This window comes from Moritella sp. 36 (assembly GCF_018219415.1).
Lineage (GTDB): Bacteria > Pseudomonadota > Gammaproteobacteria > Enterobacterales > Moritellaceae > Moritella.
Genome location: NZ_CP056120.1, coordinates 4340748 through 4359363, shown reverse-complemented (window position 1 = coordinate 4359363; position 18616 = coordinate 4340748). Strand labels below are relative to the sequence as shown.

Genomic DNA, 18616 nt, shown 5'->3' with positions numbered 1-18616 from the left:
AGCTTAATTTAATACGTTAGGACACTTATACTAATTTAGATATTTCACTATCAAATAGATTCTTCATTAAACCTACAAACTCTTCGATAAATGCCATTTGTTCATTACTTGGCGGTACATCCCAAGCACTTGATAATACTTCTTCTAAATCACCGACAATCGCGTCTATTTCACGGATAATAACAAAGCGGTGCTTTTCAGTAAGCTGCTGATGCTGATTACAAACTACCATAGTATTACTTGCGATATGTTCAGAAAAAATATCCCCAATCGTATCTGTTGTTGAAGTGCTCTGTTGGCTATGGTTTTCAAAAATAGCTAAATTGTCAGCTAAGAAATGGATAAGCTGAATATAACCATCACTGTTTGTTATCATAATTATTTACCGCGTAAAATATAAGAATGACATGCTATTACACCGTATATATACCGCTAAAAGCGGGGGGTATAATTAACAACTCAAGGTAGGTTGTTAATATTCATTGGAATATAAACATGTATAAGGCTTAATTATGCGCTGACCACCTCGAGAGGTAAAGTAGAACAGAAAACAAAGCGTAACTTTCTGTTCTATTTTTTGCCTTATTTAAAGCTGTATTTGTTAGTGATTAAATTAATAGCTATAAATAGGTATTAATCTGCACGATTAATTGAATCGTGAGAAATCCGGTTTACGTTTTTGCATAAATGCATTCACAGCTTCTTTTGATTCTTCGCTTTCAAGCGCTGTAGAGAAATGGGCTAACTCAATATGGATCACTTTTTCTATCTGGCTAATTAACTCAGCTTTCATTAATTTTTTGGTGTGACGTAATGAAGCTGGCGCTTTAGCTGCGAGCTTTAAGGCGCTTTTTTCGGCCATAGAAAATAATTCATTCGCAGGTAATACTTTATTGGCAAGACCAATTTCTAATGCTGTTTGTGCATCAAACTTGTCGGCAAGCAGCATCATTTCAGATGCTCGCTGATGACCCGCAATTCGGGGTAATATCAGACTTGCGGCGTATTCTGGCACTGCTGCAAGATCTGTAAATGGTAAGCGAAGTACAGTATTATCGGCAAGATAAACCAGATCACAGTGCATTAACATTGTCGTACCAATACCAACAGCAGGACCCGCCGCTGCTGCAATCACTGGTTTGGAAAAGTGTAATAAGGCGAGCATGTATTGCACTAATGGTTGGTCTTTAGAAAAATCCATGCCGTTCATGAAGTCGGCCATATCATTACCCGCACAGAAACAATTTTCAGAGCCTTTAAGAATTACTACGCGTACTGCAGGGTTGGTATCGGCCTGGTTAAAAGCCTCGGTTAGCTCAGTATAAAATGCACTATTAAATGCATTGAGCTTATCTAATCGATTAAGGGTCAAGGTTAATACGCCTTGTTCATTTAACTGTGTTAGTAAATAAGTTGCCATTTTATCATCCTGCTAATGGTGTCTATAAACCACTATTTTGCCATGTAAACCAGTTTAATTGAACCCGCAATGTTAATTTATGGTAGCGATAATGTTAATGAAGCTTGTGATTTATTTGTTATGTACACACAAACAAAGCATTTTCTATATAACAAAATGGAATAAAAAATCATTATTTATTCTTTGTGGTTATCCTTAACAGTCGTTAACCTTTAATTAATTCAGCACAGTGGAAGCCGTAATATGCTATTAAAGGAACTATCATCATTGACGAGTCCATTGAGTGAACTGCAGTTATCGCAATTGCAATTAGCACTTAATGATTTGTCTCCGACGCAAACCGCGTGGGTCAGTGGGTATTTGGCAGGGATAAGTCAAGCATCTGGGGGGCAATTACAGGCGCAAGGAGCGGTATCTCAACCTGCTCAATGTGTGACTATTTTATTTGGTTCACAAACCGGTAATGCCAAAGGTGTAGCGGAAGAACTTTATGAACAGGCACAAGCACAAGGCATTACTGCCCGACTTGTGAATATGGCGGATTATAAAGCCAAAGAATTGAAAACTGAATCGCACTTACTGATTGTTGCAAGTACCAATGGTGAAGGCGAAGCCCCCGATGATGCTGTTACCTTTCATGAGTTCTTAGCGTCTAAGAAAGCGCCTAAAGTACCTGAACTTAAATACAGTGTCTGTGCATTAGGCGATTCAAGTTATGAATTTTATTGCCAAACTGGATTAGAGTTTGATGAACGCTTAGCTGCCCTTGGCGCTAAGGCTGTAGTCCCTCGTGCAGACTGCGATGTTGATTATGATGATGCAGTTTCAACATGGAGCGAATTGGCGCTTATTGCTGTGAAAGCAACGCTAAAAGAAGCCATATCTGCAGCCCCGGTTGCTGCTGTAGGCACGACTCATGTTGCTAATACGTATTCTAAAAAGAAGCCATTTAAAACCGAATTATTAGTGAATCAAAAAATCACGGGGCGTTTTTCTGGTAAAGATATTCGTCACGTTGAAATTGCATTAGATGATTCTGGCATTCATTACCAAGCCGGTGATGCATTAGGGATCTGGTTTAAGAATGACCCCATCCTGGTTGACGCTATTCTAGACCAATTGGAATTAGATGGTACACAAACTGTTATTGTGACTAATGAAACAGAAAGCTTACGTGATGCACTGATTCATCGTTTCGAATTAACTCAGAGTTATCCTAGTTTCATTCAGGCTTATGCTGAAATATCGGGTTCGAAAAAATTAGCTAAATTACTCGATGATAAAACAGCATTACGTCACTATTGTTATGGTCGTCAAATCTTAGATGTGATTGATGAAAAGAAAGCAAAATTAACAGCAGAGCAACTCATTAGTGGTTTACGCAAGTTAACCCCACGCCTTTATTCAATCGCTTCAAGTCCTAATGAAGCGGAAGGCGAAGTACATTTAACGGTTGCTGTGGTTGATTATCAGCAAAGTGGCGAGCAACGCATTGGTGGTGCTTCTGGTTTCCTTCAGCGTCTTGAAGAAGGTGCCGAGGTTGCAGTCTTTGTTGAACACAATGATAACTTCCGTTTACCAAGTAATGATGACACACCTGTGATCATGATTGGTCCTGGTACGGGGATTGCGCCATTTCGTGCTTTTGTACAAGAACGTGACGTACGTGAAGCTGCAGGCAATAACTGGTTATTCTTTGGTAACCAACATTTTACTGATGACTTCCTGTATCAAACTGAATGGCAGGGCTACTTGAAATCGGGTCTATTGACTAAGATGGATGTGGCGTTCTCACGCGACCAGGCTGAGAAAATTTATGTGCAAGACCGTTTACGTGAAAATGCCGCAGAGTTGTATGCTTGGTTAGAACAAGGCGCACATATTTATGTTTGTGGCGATGGCGATAGAATGGCGAAAGATGTGAATGAAGCATTGATCGAGGTTGTAGCAGAGCAAGGTAAATTAGCGCGTAGCGAAGCAGAAGAGTATGTCGCTGAACTACGTCGAAATAAACGTTATCAGAGGGATGTTTACTGATGAGCGACAAGAAATTAGCGGTTAATGAACGCATTAAAACAGAAAGTAATTTTTTACGCGGTACCATTGCTGAAGGTTTAGCGGATCAAATCACTGGCGGACTGTCAGATGATGATATGCAATTAACGAAATTCCACGGTTTTTATCAGCAAGATGATCGTGATATTCGTGCCGAGCGTCAGAAACAAAAGTTAGAACCTCGTCATAGCTTTATGTTACGAGCGCGTGTACCAGGTGGTATTTGCAGTCCTGAGCAATGGCTAGAGATAGATCGTATTGCTAGTGACTTAACTATCTATGGCAGTATCCGTTTAACGACGCGTCAAACGTTTCAGTACCATGGTATTTTAAAGCCGCAAGTGAAGCCATTGATCCAAGCATTAGGCTCGGTGAACTTGGATTCGATTGCTGCCTGTGGTGACGTGAACCGTAATGTCATGTGCACGCCGAATCCAGTGGAGTCAGCATTACACCAAGAAGCTTATGCATGGGCAATTCGTTTAAGTGATGACTTATTACCAGACACCAATGCATATGCAGAACTCTGGTTAGACGGTGAAAAAGTGCATAGTAATGAAGCTGAACCTATGTATGGACCTACTTACTTACCGCGTAAATTTAAGATTGCAGTTGCTATCCCGCCACATAATGACGTGGATATTCACGCTAATGACTTAAACTTTGTTGCGGTTGGTGATAACGGTAAGCTAGCTGGTTTTAATGTATTAGTTGGTGGCGGTATGGGGACAACGCATGGTGATGTGAATACTTTCCCGCGTTTAGCTGATGATTTTGGCTTTGTAAAACCAGAAGATGCAGTTGAAATCGCGAAAGCGGTATTAACAGTACAACGTGATTGGGGCTGCCGTACTGATCGTAAACGTGCTCGTTTGAAATATACACTTGAAGATAACGGTGTGGATAAATTCCGCGCAGAAGTCGAATTACGCTCAGGTATTAAGTTTGAAGCACCAAAAGCAATTGAATTTACCACTCGTGGCGATCGCTTTGGTTGGATCAAAGGCGTTGATAATAAATGGCATTTAACCCTATTTATTGAAAATGGCCGTATTGTTGATACCGAAACACATCCGATTAAAACTGGGTTAGTTGAAATTGCTAAGATCCACCAAGGTGATTTTAGAATGACAGCCAACCAAAACTTAATCATTGCCGGTGTCGCAGAGCAAGATAAAGAACAAATCGAACGTCTCGCACGTTTATATGGTCTGTACTCTGACGAATTAAGTCAGCAACGCTTGAACTCAATGGCGTGTGTTGCACTGCCGACATGTGCGTTAGCGATGGCTGAAGCAGAGCGTTATTTACCATCATTGGTGACTAAAGTTGAGGGTTTGCTAACAAAACATGGTATTCCTGACGAACACTTTGTGATGCGTATGACGGGTTGTCCCAATGGTTGTGGTCGTCCATTTTTAGCGGAAGTTGGCTTTGTTGGTAAAGGTCCGGGTAAATACAATATGTATTTGGGCGCGAAGAATAACGGCATGCGTTTAAATAAGATGTATCGTGAGAATATTGGTGAAATTGAAATCTTAACGATTCTTGATAAATTAATTGCTGAATGGGCAACCAATGCATTACCAGACGAACGTTTCGGTGATTTTGTGGTACGTCGTGAAGTGATTAAACCTGTGATTATAGCGTCGAGAGATTTCCATGGCTAAATTGAACCTAGATGAATTATTAACGTTAGATAAGGCGAGCCAGAAAGCAGCTTTAGCTGTGGTTAATGCTCAGCTAGAGGAGATGACCGCAGAGCAACGTGTCGACTGGGCTGCCACTGAGTTGGGTGACAAATTAGTATTGTCATCGAGCTTTGGTATTCAAGCCGCTGTATCTTTACATTTATTAACACAGTTTAAGCCTGATATTCCGGTTATTTTAACCGATACAGGATATTTATTTCCTGAAACCTATCAGTTTATTGATGAGTTAACTCAGCAGCTAAGCCTTAATTTACAAATATATACTGCGCCACAATCACCTGCTTGGCAGGAGTCGCGTTATGGTAAGTTATGGGAACAGGGTGTTGAAGGGATCACGCAATATAATGTGCTTAATAAAGTAGAACCAATGAAGCGCGCACTTAAAGAGTTGGGCGCGCAGGTGTGGTTTTCTGGATTACGCCGTAGTCAGTCATCAAGTCGTGAAGCATTACCAGTATTGTCTATTCAAAATGGTTGTTTTAAATTTTTGCCTATTATTGATTGGACCAATAAAGAAATTCATTATTATCTGAAAAATAACGGGTTGAATTATCATCCGCTGTGGGAGCAGAATTATGTCTCGGTCGGTGATGTGCATACGTCACAACCGCTGCAACCTGGGATGACGGAAGAAGAAACACGCTTCTTTGGTTTGAAGCGTGAGTGTGGTCTGCATGAAGAAAATGATGAAGTGGGTGGTAGCGGAATTTAAGTTCAAGCTGCCACTGATATCGCTTGGTTGTTAATAAGGCTTAGTTCTGATTCGTTAGAACTAAGCTTTTTGCCATTCAGGCGTTGCGTTATCAACCGGCGCTGTTTCTGGTGTTGATTGTGTCTTTTTTTCTTCATCTTTTTCTGATGCTGATTTTTTGGATTCATCTAATTCTTTTTGCAACTCTTCTAGTTTTTGCTTGGTTTTATCCCAGCCTGACTCTGCCCCTTGTTTTAAGGATTCGAACCACTCATCGCTGTTATCCGTACTATTTTCTAATAGCTCTTCCGTTTTACTTTTCGCGGCTTCCATTGCTTTATTGGTTGCTTCTCTGGTTTTATCCCATGCTTCTCCCATGGCTTCTTTAGAGGCATCCCATGTGTCACTTGCACTATTTGCTTGAACTGCGAATGTCGAAAAGCAACTTGCTAGGCTGATTATTAAAATGGGTATTTTTTTCATCATCACTCGCTTATTCTTTCAATAGGATCGATTACATAACTAAATTGTAGCAAATATTGCCTATCTGCGTCATCCCTCAATCGGTATACATGCACTAACGGTGATATGAGTATCAATTACTTATGAAGTAATTGGGCTATAGCATCAATTTTGTATTTCGCAATGATCACTAACATCATTGTAATGAAAGCGAGCAGTGTACCGTATATTCCAGCGACTTTACCTTGTAGCCAGGTAAGCATGCCGATAGCGATAATAAATAGAAACAGTGCAATACTTGCAGAGGTGGTGCCGATAGCACGAACTTGACTAATTTGTTCTAATACAGGAACCGAAAAGGCAGTAATGGTCGCGACTTCAATACTTAAACGCACATCGATATACAATGCGACAACAAATAACAAGGAGGTCAGGGTAAACATAAGTAGGGTGATGGTACTATAGATGCTTTTTCGGTGGCTACGTATGATCTGCGCGGCGATGGATAAAGAAAAACCTGCCATTAAGCCACTGATAAAAGAAACTTGATTGGTCTGCAGTTCGAGGATCTCATTCATAGGCGTATACCATTAATGGACTTTGTAAGAAGACGATATTGAATTATATTAGTATGTTAGCTACAAAAAAGCCAAGTGCGAGACTTGGCTTTGTGATAACGGTACGAAGGCTCAAAATAAATGAGTCAATCGATATCGCGTGTTTTAGTTTACTTAGCTGGGATCGCTTTTAAGATCGCAAGTAAGTATTTCCAGAACATGCCTACTGTTTTGATGTTCACTTTCTCATCTGGAGAATGTGGGAAACAGATCGTTGGGCCAAATGAGGCCATGTCCATGGCCGGGTATGAAGTCTTGAATAAACCACATTCTAGACCTGCATGGATAACCATGATTTTTGGTACAGAACCAAACTCTTTTTCATATACATCACGCATGATCTGCATCACTGGTGAACTAGTATCTGGTTTCCAACCTGGGTAAGCACCGTCAAATTTCACGTCGGCACCCGCAAGTTCAAATACCGATGCGATCATTTCTTGTGCATCAAGTCGGCAAGAGTCAGCTAAAGAACGGATCAAGCATTGAATATGTACTGTTTTACCGCGTGATTGAATTACACCAAGGTTAGATGATGTTTCAACTACCCCTTCAATCTCATCACTCATGCGCATTACACCATTGAATACACCGTTAAGTGCAGTAATAAGGCGAGTCTGGCAATCTTGAGTCATCACTGTTGGTTCATTTGGAACTGGGAATAGTGAGATTGAGAAATCAGGTTCTGTCGCTATAAGCTCTTTTTTAACTGTTTTAGCAAAGAATTCTAAACACGCTTTAAACTCTTCTCGTTGTGCTGGTGCAACAGTAATAACTGCAAAAGCTTCACGTGGGATCGCGTTACGTAGTGAACCGCCGTTAATCTCAACAAGGCGAACACCCATATCGCGACCAGCTTCTTTTAAAAGACGAGCTAATAATTTGTTGGCGTTACCGCGACCGAGGTGAATATCAACACCTGAGTGACCACCCCTTAGGCCAGAAATAGATACTTCAAATGTTTGGTGATCCGTCGGAGTGTCTTCACGTTCGATAGGGAAAGACACTGTTGTATCGATACCGCCAGCACAACCCATGTAAACTTCGCCTTCGTCTTCTGAATCTGTGTTTAGTAGGATCTCACCTTCTAACCAGCCTGCTTCAAGACCAAATGCACCAGTCATGCCAGCCTCTTCGTCGATCGTTACGAGAACTTCAAGAGGACCATGTTCAATATCGTCTGAAAAGATAACCGCAAGACTTGCTGCTAGACCAATACCATTATCAGCGCCTAATGTTGTACCACGGGCTGTCACCCATTCGCCGTCAACATAAGCGTCGATAGGGTCAGTAACAAAGTCATGCTTAGAGTCAGAATTTTTTTGTGGAACCATGTCCATGTGCGCTTGTAATACGACGCCTTTACGGTCTTCCATACCTGCGGTAGCCGCTTTACGTAAAATAAGGTTGCCAACGTTATCTTCTTTACACTCAATACTATGATCTTTCGCTAATTGTTGGATCCACGCCGATACTTTTTCTTCATGCTTTGAAGGACGCGGATTTGCACACATTTGCTCAAAAATATTCCAGACAATTTGCGGTTCTAAATTACTTAAATTTGCCACTTGGGTAGCTCCTTAATTGGAATTAATCATTATATTTAGCGTGATACAAAGGATGTTCCAGTTTATTGAGATAGTAAAGAGGAATATGCCAAATGTACTGTGTTAATCTGTGGTTCTGCGATACCGTAAACAAGTTGTCGTTTTATCATGCTCAATAAGGGGTGATTAGCAGCTAGTAACTTGTCCTGCGGGTCAAGTACTGGTATCTTTACGGGTTGAAAATTGAGTGTACAAATCAGGGCTTTTTTGTACATAAACCCTTCGTTGATGATTTTATATAGCTACACGTTAGTTCGTTCGCTAAGTGTATATAGAGGTTGGTTAAATGAGTGATAAATTTATAGTATCTTGGGATGATTTACAGCGTGATACGCGTAAACTTGCTCGTAAGCTGCTTCCTGCAACACAGTGGAAAGGTATTATTGCGGTTAGCCGTGGTGGTTTAGTGCCTTCAGCTATTCTTGCGCGTGAATTAGACTTACGCCATGTTGATACTGTATGTATCTCAAGTTATGACCACGATCATCAGCGTGATATGACGGTATTAAAATCTGCACCGGGTGACGGTGAAGGTTTTATCATCATTGATGATTTAGTTGATAGTGGTGAAACAGCGAAAACAATTCGTAAAATGTACCCTAAAGCTAAATTCGTGACTGTTTATGCGAAGCCGCTTGGCGAGCATTTAGTGGATTACTTTGTTACTGCTATTAGTCAAGATACTTGGATTGAGTTACCTTGGGATATGGCGATTGAATTTGTAGAACCAATCTGCAAACAAGGTTAATTAAACTACCTAGGATATACGTCAGTCTGTATTCTTGTTATTAAACAGCGTTGTGAATCTCAACGCTGCCATTTATCGATATTATATTCTTAAAAATACCTTTATTTTAGATTTATAATTTGACCGCTATTGATTGTTAGCTATGCTTAACAGTTCTTCCTGACATTTAGAGATACTCCTTTATCACTCTTAATTTATCACGAAAAACAAATAAGAGATAATCATTATGCCAATACTGAATGACCCCGATCTGATCTATTTCCGTAAACGTATTCGTATTTTAAATGCACTTGGTCCTTATTTAAGAGAACATCACTGCCGGCCCACCTCTTTTTATTTTGATTGTTTTAGCATTTGCATTGATGCTGAGATTGAACCTGAATGTCGTGAGTTTTATGGATGGTGGCTAGAGATGGAGTTAGTTAGTGATACGTTTGAATATCATTATCAATTTGGTATTTATAACAAACTGGGTGAGTGGGTTGCAGCACCGATACCTGACACTTATCAGCATGACGTTACCCAGTCGCTAAATCAATTCTATGAAAAATTATCTGTTTGTTTAACCGATCAATTAACTTTGAACCTAAAACCTTCGTTAATTTTGGCTAAGACCCTTATTTTATCAGCGGCCTAACGGGTTGTTTAGATCTTTATTTCTGCTAATCGTACTTGATCCTTCTGTTTGATAATAAATGCCACGTTGGATCGGATAAAAGTACAGTATTTCGCTGTACTTTCCCCGCCTATCCAGCTTTCCCTATTGTATAAATTCAGTTCTCAGGTCAAAATACTTGTTAAGTTAGTAACGAGAATGAGTTAAATGGCTAAGAAAACCATAGTGGTGAAATTAGGAACCAGTGTATTAACCAGTGGCACGGCGAAAATAGATCGTGCACACATGGTTGAATTGGTTCGTCAATGTGCGCAATTGTACAAACAAGGGCATGATATTATTGTTGTAACGTCAGGAGCAATTGCTGCCGGACGTGAACATTTAGGTGCTCCTGAATTGCCCCCCACCATGGCAAATAAGCAAATGTTGGCCGCTGTTGGTCAAAGTCAGCTTATTTTTATTTGGCAAAGCCTGTTTAATATCTACGGCTTAAATGTCGGCCAGATGCTGTTAACACGTGCAGATCTGGATGATCGTGAACGATTTTTAAATGCGCGCGATACCATGCGAGCATTGCTAGATAATCGAATTGTACCGATTATTAATGAAAATGATGCGGTCGCTATAGCTGAAATTAAAGTGGGTGATAATGACAATTTATCGGCACTTGCGGCTATTTTAGCGAATGCGGATACGCTAATGCTCTTAACCGATCAAGAAGGCTTGTTTACAGCTGATCCACGTAACAACCCCGATGCTAAGCTGATTGAAGTTGTTGATGTTATCGACGATGAATTACGTCAGTTAGCAGGAGGTACTGTCGGCGGTTTAGGCACTGGTGGTATGGCCACTAAGTTACAAGCGGCTGAAATTGCTTGCCGATCAGGTATTGATGTTGTTATTGCAGCAGGAGTTGCTGAAGATGTTGTGCTACGCGTTGCTGAAGGCAAACGAGTCGGCACTTTATTTCCTTCGCATATAAGCCCATTAGAAAGTCGTAAGCAATGGATTCTTGCTGGTCCTCCTCCATCGGGAGTCATTATTATTGATGACGGTGCGGTAAATGCGGTGACACAAAAAGGCAGTAGCTTATTACCGAAAGGTATTTCCGAAGTATCAGCAACATTTAAACGTGGCGATGTTGTTCAGCTGCAAACATTACAAGGAAAATTACTCGGTCGTGGGATCTGTCGCTATACCAGCGATGAGTTAACCGCGATCGCGGGTTGTCATTCGTGTGATATCGAAAGTAAGTTAGGTTACGGTTACGGTGCTGTTGCCATACATCGCGATGATTTAGTTTTATTTTAAGGAAGATACAGTGTTACAAGAATTAGGAAAGAAAGCCAAACTTGCGAGTTATGAATTAGCAACGTTAACTACGGCACAAAAGAATAACGCATTAGAATGTATCGCGTGTGAATTAGAAAATAATCAAGCTGAGATTTTAATTGCTAATAGTAAAGATATTGATGCTGCTAAGCAAAATGACATAACCGATGCGTTACTTGATCGTCTATTATTAACAGAAGCAAGACTTGCAGCAATCATTGCTGACGTACGTGGTGTGATTGCCTTACCTGATCCCGTTGGCGCTGAGTCTGAAGGAAAGGTGCTCGAAAACGGTCTACGTTTATCAAAACGCCGCATACCATTAGGTGTGATGGGTGTTATTTATGAAGCGCGCCCGAATGTGACGATTGATATTGCGGCGCTAAGCTTGAAAACAGGTAATGCTGCGATCTTACGTGGTGGTAAAGAAACCGTTCATTCTAATTTGATTTTAGTGAATGTGATCCAAAAAGCGTTAGAAAAAGCACAATTACCAAAAGATTCAATTCAAGTGATTGCTGATCCGAATCGTGATTTGGTGACTGCTTTATTGAAAATGGATAAATATGTCGACATGATCATCCCACGTGGAGGACCAGGTTTACACCGTTTATGCCAAGAGCAAAGTACGATCCCTGTTATCACGGGTGGCATGGGTATTTGTCATGCATTTGTTGATGCGTCAGCAAATGTTGAAGATGCGCTTGCGATCATTGAAAATGCCAAGGTACAACGTCCTTCTGCTTGTAATGCATTAGATACGGTATTAGTGCATAAAGGCATTGCTGGCAGCTTCTTACCATTATTAGCTGAACGTTTAGAACACAATGCAGTGGAATTACGTGCAGAGCCAAAAGCACATATTGCATTATCAAACGTTAATGCAAAAAACGTGCATGTAGCGACAGCAGATTGTTTTGACCAAGAATGGCTAGCGCTTATTTTGGGCGTAAAAGTTGTTGATGACGTTGAAGAAGCGATTGTACATATCCGTGAGCATTCGACAGAGCATTCTGACGCGATCTTAACAGATAACTTAACCAATGCTACTCGCTTCTTAAATGCCGTCAATTCTGCTGCCGTTTACGTTAATGCAAGTACGCGATTTACTGATGGTAGCCAGTTTGGTTTAGGTGCCGAAGTTGCTGTATCAACACAAAAGTTACATGCTCGTGGGCCTATGGGATTAGAAGAACTAACAACGTACAAATGGATTGCGATTGGTGATGGTTTAATTCGTCCATAAGCATTTCAGTATTTTGTTGTTTTGATTAAGTGCTAAGGCAGTCCGTTATATGTGACTGCCTTTTTTATTTATGAGTGATGAAATACGGAGGAGCTTATGGCTCAACAAGCGGTAGATAAAGCGGCTTCACGGTTGAATATATCAGCGGTCTTAGCTGCAGCTTTGATTGCCGCGAGCTTAAGTTATTTTTCATATGCGGTACTGAAATTTACCAAAGAGGTGACAGAAGTACGTAAGGCTATACCTAATATATTGCAGGAGATTGATGATATTTCTGTGCAAATTCCGGCGATAGTGGCACAAGTTGAATTGATCAATGAGCAAAGCATTCCGAATATATTAACTGAAGTTGCTGCTGTACGTGACAGTGTACCAGCTATTTTAACGGAGGTAGAATCTGTCCGTGTGAGTATTCCTCCAATGTTGCAAGAGCTTGAAGCGATACGTTTAGCGGTACCACCAATTCTTGCTGAAGTGGCTGCAGTGCGGGCTGAATTACCCGCGGTATTACAGCAAGTTAATGCGATAGATAAACGGATCCCATCCATTTTGAGGGGAGTCGATGAGGTAAACAAACGAGTGGATGATATTAACCAATTAGTCCCGCCGATTTTAACGCAAGTTGAAAAAGTGCGTGTGGATATACCACCAACGCTAACACGTGTTGAAGCCTTGGTTGCAGCCAGTGATAAAATTGGTGAGAATGCGTCGAAAGGTGCGACAAAAGGAGCCATTAAAGGTCTTTTAGAAATGCCGGTTGATGCGACGAAACGGTTACTTACAGCACCTGGTTCTTATTTTGAGAGCGATGAAAAAAAGCCTGCTAAATAGTGTTCAGATAGCTGGATAGTTAAATTGTGACGTGATGCTTAATGACTTGCTATGGATAGGGCTAAATCAAAACTAACAGCGAAAATATATTATCGTGTTAGCTTTGATAAAGCAGAGCTTAAGAGTTAAGTAACCTCTTTGCCTTGTGCTTGTAAGTCTGCATGGTATGAAGAACGTACAAATGGGCCACAAGCCGCATGCTCAAAGCCAACTTCTTTTGCGAGTACACCAAGTGCATCAAAGTCGTCGGGATGAACGTAACGTTTCACTGGTAAGTGATGACGACTTGGTTGTAAGTATTGACCTAATGTCAGCATAGTTACACCGTGCTGCGCAAGATCTTTAATTACTTCTGCAATTTCTTCGTTAGTTTCACCTAAGCCCATCATTAGGCCTGACTTAGTTGGAACGTTCGGGTGCATTTCTTTAAAGCGTTTTAGTAAACGTAAAGACCATTGGTAATCAGAACCTGGGCGCGCCATTTTGTAATGCTGTGGTGCTGTTTCTAAGTTGTGATTGAATACGTCTGGTGGTGTGTCTTTAAAGATTTCTAATGCTTTATCCATACGACCTTTGAAATCAGGTACCAAAATTTCAATTTTGATTTCAGGATTTAGTAGGCGAATTTCACGGATACAATCGGCAAAATGTTGTGCGCCACCGTCACGTAAGTCATCACGGTCTACAGAAGTAATAACAACGTATTTTAGCTTCATCTTTGCAATTGTTTGTGCAAGCTTTAGCGGTTCTTCAGCGACAAGTGGCAATGGTTTACCATGTGCAACATCACAGAATGGGCAACGGCGTGTACAGATTGCGCCCATGATCATAAAGGTCGCAGTACCGTGGTTAAAGCACTCTGAAAGGTTTGGGCAAGATGCCTCTTCACAAACGGAATGCAGGTTGTTTTCACGCATCACATCTTTAATTTCTTGGATACGAGCAGAGCTTTTCGGTAGACGGATCTTCATCCACGATGGCTTACGCAGGATCTCGTCATTCTCAGTAGCAATAATTTTTACTGGAATTTTAGCCATTTTATCTGCGTCGCGAAGTTTAACGCCTGGCTCTAATCGAACGGTTTTACTCATGCTCTGTTAATCCATCTTTGAAAGTTAATTGGGTGTATTCTAGCAGGGAACATAGGTGTCCGACTAGCTTAGGTTGTATTTCACCTAGACTGGTAGCACCGCCAAGATCACTTGTTTGGGTCATTTCCATACCCGCATAACCACATGGGTTAATACGCAGAAAAGGGGATAAGTCCATGTTTACATTAAGTGCTAATCCATGGAATGAACGGCCTTTTCTGATCCTTAAACCTAATGAAGCAACTTTTTTATCAGCCACATAAACACCGGGGGCATCTGCGCGTGGGTAGGCTTCAATACCTGTTTCAGCCAGTGTGGCAACAATACCATTTTCAATATGGCTGACAAGATCTCGAACGCCAAGTTTACGACGTTTAATATCGAGTAAGAAGTATACCACTTGTTGACCTGGGCCGTGATAAGTAACTTGGCCGCCACGATCGGCTTGGACGACAGGAATGTCGCCAGTAGCGAGTATATGCTCTGCTTTACCTGCTTGACCTTGTGTAAACACTGGGTCGTGCTCAACAAACCAAAGTTCATCTTCTGTTTTGTCGTCTCTGTTATCAGTAAACGACTTCATCGCGTCAAATACCGTCGTGTAAGATTGGCGATTAAGTTGACGAATTATAATGCTGTGTTCTGACAAAATATGCTCTTCTATATGATTAACACCAACGAAAAAAATCTAATTAGCAATACTAATTAGATTTTTGATATGGATATTATTTATTATAAAACGCGGATCACACCAGGGATCGCACCGAAAGCCACGTATAAGCCTTCTATTTGATCTTTGTCTTGGACTTTAACTTTGATGGTTACAGAGTTGTAAGTGCCTTTGCTGCTCTTTTTAGAGCTAGGAGTATAGTTACCCGGAACATGTTTTTGTGCTACAGCAACAATGCTATCTTCGAGTTTAGGATCCGTAGTACCGATAACTTTAAAGTTAAGTTGACAAGGAAAATCAAGCAGTTCGTCGAATTTAGTATTTAAAGACATTAGTTTTTCTCGTACCTTAGAAATAATGGCAAAGGAGGCTGTTGCCTCCTTTGTATTCGTCATTATAATCGGGTAACGGTGTCAGGGAAAGGATTAACCAAACCAACCGGCAAATAATAATTTGAAATAATCAATTAATCGGCTAAACCAGCTGCCTAATTCTACGTCTTCCAGTGCAATTAAATCGGCTTGTGCAATCTCTTCATCGTTCAGATTATAAAATACTTTACCAACGACATCGCCTTTAGCGATAGGCGCACTTAGTTCTTTTTGGATTTCAAAAGCAGCCGTTAGATTTTTTGCTTGGCCGCGGGGTACTGTCAGTGTTAATTTGTTTGCTAGACCCAGTTCAACTTGTTCTTGCTCGCCCATCCACACACGTTCTGACACTATGCTACTGTTCGCTTCATGTAGTGTCACTGTTTCATAGAAACGGAAACCAAAGTTAAGTAATTTTTTACTTTCCGCTTTACGTGCATCACCACTTTTAGTTCCCAGCACGACTGCAACTAGACGCATGTTGTCTTTGGTCGCTGAAGAAACTAAGTTAAAACCTGCTCCTGAGGTGTGACCGGTTTTAATGCCGTCAACGTTCATGCTTTTATCCCACAACAGACCATTGCGGTTGTATTGGGTAATGCCGTTATAGGTAAATTTCTTTTGTGAGTAAATACGATATTCTTCAGGAACATCACGGATAAGTGCTTGTCCTAATGTCGCCATATCACGCGCTGTTGTATATTGTTCTTTGCTATCTAAACCGTGGCTATTAGCAAAGTGCGTTGCATCCATCCCCAGTTGTTTGCTCCACGAGTTCATCAACTGAGCAAACGCGCTTTCTGTTCCGGCGATATGCTCTGCCATTGCCACACAGGCATCATTACCTGATTGTACGATAATACCTTGGTTTAATTTTTTGACCGTGACGGTTTTACCTACTTCGACAAACATTTTTGATGAGTCAGGGAAGTTTCTCGCCCATGCATTTTTACTGATGGTAACTTCATCATCTAGATTGATGTTACCTGCTTTTATTTCTTGGCCAATAACGTAGCTGGTCATCATTTTAGTTAAGCTGGCAGGTTTTAATGAATCATCTGCATTTTGTTCTGCGATCACTTTGCCGGAATCAAAATCAACTAATATGAATGCTTTGGCTGCTATTTCGGGTGTATCTGGGATAACACTCGGTGCTGCACTTAATGAAAAACTCGCTATTGCTAAGCTCGTTAAGATAAGTTTTTTTAATTGATTGGCCACGTTTCACTTCACTATAATTAAAGTTAGATTTAAGTTATGAATAACTTAGTTAAATAGTCTCGATAGTTGTCACCACATCAAGACTATTTGATAATGGGGTTAGTCTATCAAACTCGCTGAATTTATGTCTTATTATTTAAAGTTTATTTATTAGATATTGTTTTACTGGAAAGTTCCTTCAATACATAAGCATTTTTATAATTTTTTTGAACTTGGGTTAAGAGTTCTTGTGCTTTATCACTATCCGTTATTGGTCCAAGCTGTACTCTGTGGAACTTCCCACTAATAACTAAGCGGTTAGCTGTGTTGTATTTCTCGCCTAAACCATCAGCAATTTTTTGCGCTTTAGCTTCATTACTTGACGCTAACACTTGAATGAACCATTGTGGCTTCGGAGTAAATAAAGTGCTGTTATCGGCAGTTGGAATAATTAATTCAACGCGTACATTAGCAGTACCAGATTGCAGCATATCGAGTTTATAAGCCGCCGCATAGGACAGATCAATGATACGCTCTGGATGAAATGGTCCTCGATCATTAACGCGGACAATCACGGTTTTATCATTACCGAGGTTTGTTACTTTAACAAAACTCGGTAGGGGTAAATTTTTGTGCGCCGCGGACATTGAGAACATGTCATAGATTTCACCGTTTGAGGTTTTGTGGCCATGAAATTTATTGCCATACCAAGACGCTTTACCTTCTTGGGTTAGGGTTTTTATATCTCGCCATACTTCATAATCAACACCACGCACTTGATAGTCGCGATTCGCATATCGACTGTAAGTTTGGGGCGTTGGTACTGCGTCGGCAATATCCTCAAGTTGGGGGATGTTCTCTGGTGCGTGATCATCACTGTACTGATAACGAGAAGAAGAACATGCGGCCAAAAGGCCGCAGATACAAAGTAGGGTTAAACGTTGTTTATTGCGCATGTTTAGCTTGTTTAATCTTTTCACTTAATTGGAATACAGCCATTGCGTACAAAGGACTATGGTTGTAACGTGTAATAGTGTAGAAGTTATCAAGGTAAACCCAATATTCATCACTATCAAGCTGTTGAAGCTTGAGTAATTTCGCAGGGTTTGAGTCTTCTATTGTTATTGTAGGTACACGTTCATCAAACTCTTTTAGCACAACACCAGCGGCTTTTAAATCTGCCCATGTATGCTTGATTTTCAATGATTTGCTCAGTAATGCCGCTACTTTTTCACTGTCAGCTTTAACTGGGTAAGCGACTGGCTCATCGGTTTTCCAGTGATGCTTGCTGAAATAATTAGCGATACTGCCGATAGCATCAATAGGATCATTGATCATATCTACTTTACCGTCACCAGAAAAATCAACGCCATAATGACTATAGCTTGACGAGATAAATTGACCTAAGCCCATTGCGCCCGCATATGAGCCTTGGGTTTCTGTCAGGTTCCAACCTTGTTTTTCGCTTAATTTAATGTATTGCGCGAACTCTTGACGGAAAAATTTGCCACGTGATGGGTAGTTAAAGCCAAGAGTATAGAGTGAATCTAATACCGAGATATTCCCCTTGTATTTACCATAGAAGGTTTCAACGCCCATAATAGCGACGATAACTTGTGCGGGGACGCCATATTCAGCTTCTGCTTTAGCAAAGGTTTTTTCGTATTGTTTCCAGTACTCAACACCTTTGTTAATACGGTTTTCTGTGATAAAGATTGGTGCGTATTTATACCAAGGCTTTTTTTCCCAAGGTGTCTGGATCTTGGTTAATACGTTTTCATCGAACTTTGCTTGTCCTATTGCATTAGTAAGCACTTTTTCTGATATATCATATTGAGTACTTAACTCTTCAACCCAAGTCTTGTGTTCACTGCTTAACTCAGCACTATTAGTTTGAAACGCTGCTAAACCTAGCAGAAATAATACTTTTTTACCTAGCATTTGGAT

The 18616-nt window shown here is 40.7% G+C and carries 19 protein-coding genes; 8 read left to right on the top strand and 11 right to left on the bottom strand.

What is annotated here, in order from left to right; all coding sequences use genetic code 11:
• Window positions 1-25: 25 nt before the first annotated feature.
• Together HWV03_RS19320 and HWV03_RS19315 are read right to left on the bottom strand one after the other, a co-directional pair.
• Window positions 26-376, bottom strand: coding sequence for a DUF3802 family protein (locus HWV03_RS19320; protein WP_211677457.1), 351 nt, complete (start codon window positions 374-376; stop codon window positions 26-28).
• A gap of 270 nt (window positions 377-646) precedes the next feature.
• Window positions 647-1420, bottom strand: coding sequence for an enoyl-CoA hydratase (locus HWV03_RS19315; RefSeq protein ID WP_211677456.1), 774 nt, complete (start codon window positions 1418-1420; stop codon window positions 647-649).
• Between the two features lie 243 nt (window positions 1421-1663).
• Between HWV03_RS19315 and HWV03_RS19310 the strand changes: the two genes are divergently transcribed.
• The 3 genes from HWV03_RS19310 to HWV03_RS19300 are packed head-to-tail and all read left to right on the top strand — an operon-like array spanning window position 1664 to window position 5899.
• Entirely contained in the window at window positions 1664-3457 is a 1794-nt protein-coding gene (locus HWV03_RS19310; RefSeq protein WP_211677455.1) for an assimilatory sulfite reductase (NADPH) flavoprotein subunit, read from the top strand.
• A complete protein-coding gene (gene cysI / locus HWV03_RS19305) occupies window positions 3457-5145 on the top strand; it encodes an assimilatory sulfite reductase (NADPH) hemoprotein subunit (RefSeq protein WP_211677454.1) in 1689 nt (562 codons plus the stop codon). The genes HWV03_RS19310 and cysI overlap by 1 nt, the downstream gene beginning before the upstream one ends.
• Entirely contained in the window at window positions 5138-5899 is a 762-nt protein-coding gene (locus HWV03_RS19300; RefSeq protein ID WP_211677453.1) for a phosphoadenylyl-sulfate reductase, read from the top strand. Before cysI ends, HWV03_RS19300 begins: the two co-directional genes overlap by 8 nt.
• 60 nt (window positions 5900-5959) lie before the next feature.
• On the opposite strand, the gene HWV03_RS19295 is transcribed toward HWV03_RS19300, so the two are convergent.
• From HWV03_RS19295 to HWV03_RS19285, 3 genes are all read right to left on the bottom strand, one after another.
• A complete protein-coding gene (locus HWV03_RS19295) occupies window positions 5960-6364 on the bottom strand; it encodes a hypothetical protein (protein ID WP_255546931.1) in 405 nt (134 codons plus the stop codon).
• A gap of 113 nt (window positions 6365-6477) precedes the next feature.
• The gene (locus HWV03_RS19290; protein ID WP_211677452.1) at window positions 6478-6918 is read right to left on the bottom strand and encodes a phosphoadenosine phosphosulfate reductase; all 441 of its coding nucleotides are present in this window, start codon (window positions 6916-6918) and stop codon (window positions 6478-6480) included.
• 149 nt (window positions 6919-7067) lie between these two features.
• A complete protein-coding gene (locus HWV03_RS19285; protein WP_211677451.1) occupies window positions 7068-8525 on the bottom strand; it encodes an aminoacyl-histidine dipeptidase in 1458 nt (485 codons plus the stop codon).
• Window positions 8526-8850: 325 nt separating this feature from the next.
• Here HWV03_RS19285 and gpt point away from each other — a divergent pair, with 325 nt between their 5' ends.
• The 5 genes from gpt to HWV03_RS19260 all read left to right on the top strand — a co-directional run bounded on the left by gpt (window position 8851) and on the right by HWV03_RS19260 (window position 13337).
• The gene (gpt, locus tag HWV03_RS19280; RefSeq protein ID WP_211677450.1) at window positions 8851-9312 is read left to right on the top strand and encodes a xanthine phosphoribosyltransferase; all 462 of its coding nucleotides are present in this window, start codon (window positions 8851-8853) and stop codon (window positions 9310-9312) included.
• A gap of 226 nt (window positions 9313-9538) precedes the next feature.
• Window positions 9539-9949: a sigma factor-binding protein Crl gene (gene crl, locus HWV03_RS19275; protein ID WP_211677449.1), complete on the top strand. Its 411-nt coding sequence runs from the start codon at window positions 9539-9541 to the stop codon at window positions 9947-9949.
• A gap of 186 nt (window positions 9950-10135) precedes the next feature.
• Complete coding sequence (gene proB / locus HWV03_RS19270) at window positions 10136-11239, top strand: glutamate 5-kinase (protein ID WP_211677448.1); 1104 nt, start codon at window positions 10136-10138, stop codon at window positions 11237-11239.
• A gap of 10 nt (window positions 11240-11249) precedes the next feature.
• Window positions 11250-12506, top strand: a complete 1257-nt coding sequence (locus tag HWV03_RS19265) for a glutamate-5-semialdehyde dehydrogenase (protein ID WP_211673054.1) — start codon at window positions 11250-11252, stop codon at window positions 12504-12506.
• Between the two features lie 96 nt (window positions 12507-12602).
• Entirely contained in the window at window positions 12603-13337 is a 735-nt protein-coding gene (locus HWV03_RS19260; protein WP_211677447.1) for a hypothetical protein, read from the top strand.
• Between the two features lie 125 nt (window positions 13338-13462).
• On the opposite strand, the gene lipA is transcribed toward HWV03_RS19260, so the two are convergent.
• The 6 genes from lipA to mltB form a co-directional block, all read right to left on the bottom strand.
• Entirely contained in the window at window positions 13463-14428 is a 966-nt protein-coding gene (gene lipA, locus HWV03_RS19255) for a lipoyl synthase (RefSeq protein ID WP_211673052.1), read from the bottom strand.
• Window positions 14421-15077: a lipoyl(octanoyl) transferase LipB gene (lipB, locus tag HWV03_RS19250; protein ID WP_255546930.1), complete on the bottom strand. Its 657-nt coding sequence runs from the start codon at window positions 15075-15077 to the stop codon at window positions 14421-14423. Before lipB ends, lipA begins: the two co-directional genes overlap by 8 nt.
• An 83-nt stretch (window positions 15078-15160) precedes the next feature.
• Entirely contained in the window at window positions 15161-15430 is a 270-nt protein-coding gene (ybeD, locus tag HWV03_RS19245) for a DUF493 family protein YbeD (protein WP_045109025.1), read from the bottom strand.
• 93 nt (window positions 15431-15523) lie between these two features.
• Window positions 15524-16690 carry a D-alanyl-D-alanine carboxypeptidase family protein gene (locus HWV03_RS19240; protein ID WP_211677446.1) on the bottom strand — a complete coding sequence of 389 codons (1167 nt, stop codon included), beginning with the start codon at window positions 16688-16690 and terminating at the stop codon, window positions 15524-15526.
• A gap of 143 nt (window positions 16691-16833) precedes the next feature.
• The gene (locus tag HWV03_RS19235) at window positions 16834-17625 is read right to left on the bottom strand and encodes a septal ring lytic transglycosylase RlpA family protein (RefSeq protein WP_211677445.1); all 792 of its coding nucleotides are present in this window, start codon (window positions 17623-17625) and stop codon (window positions 16834-16836) included.
• Window positions 17615-18610, bottom strand: a complete 996-nt coding sequence (gene mltB / locus HWV03_RS19230) for a lytic murein transglycosylase B (protein ID WP_211677444.1) — start codon at window positions 18608-18610, stop codon at window positions 17615-17617. Before mltB ends, HWV03_RS19235 begins: the two co-directional genes overlap by 11 nt.
• Window positions 18611-18616 lie beyond the last annotated feature (6 nt).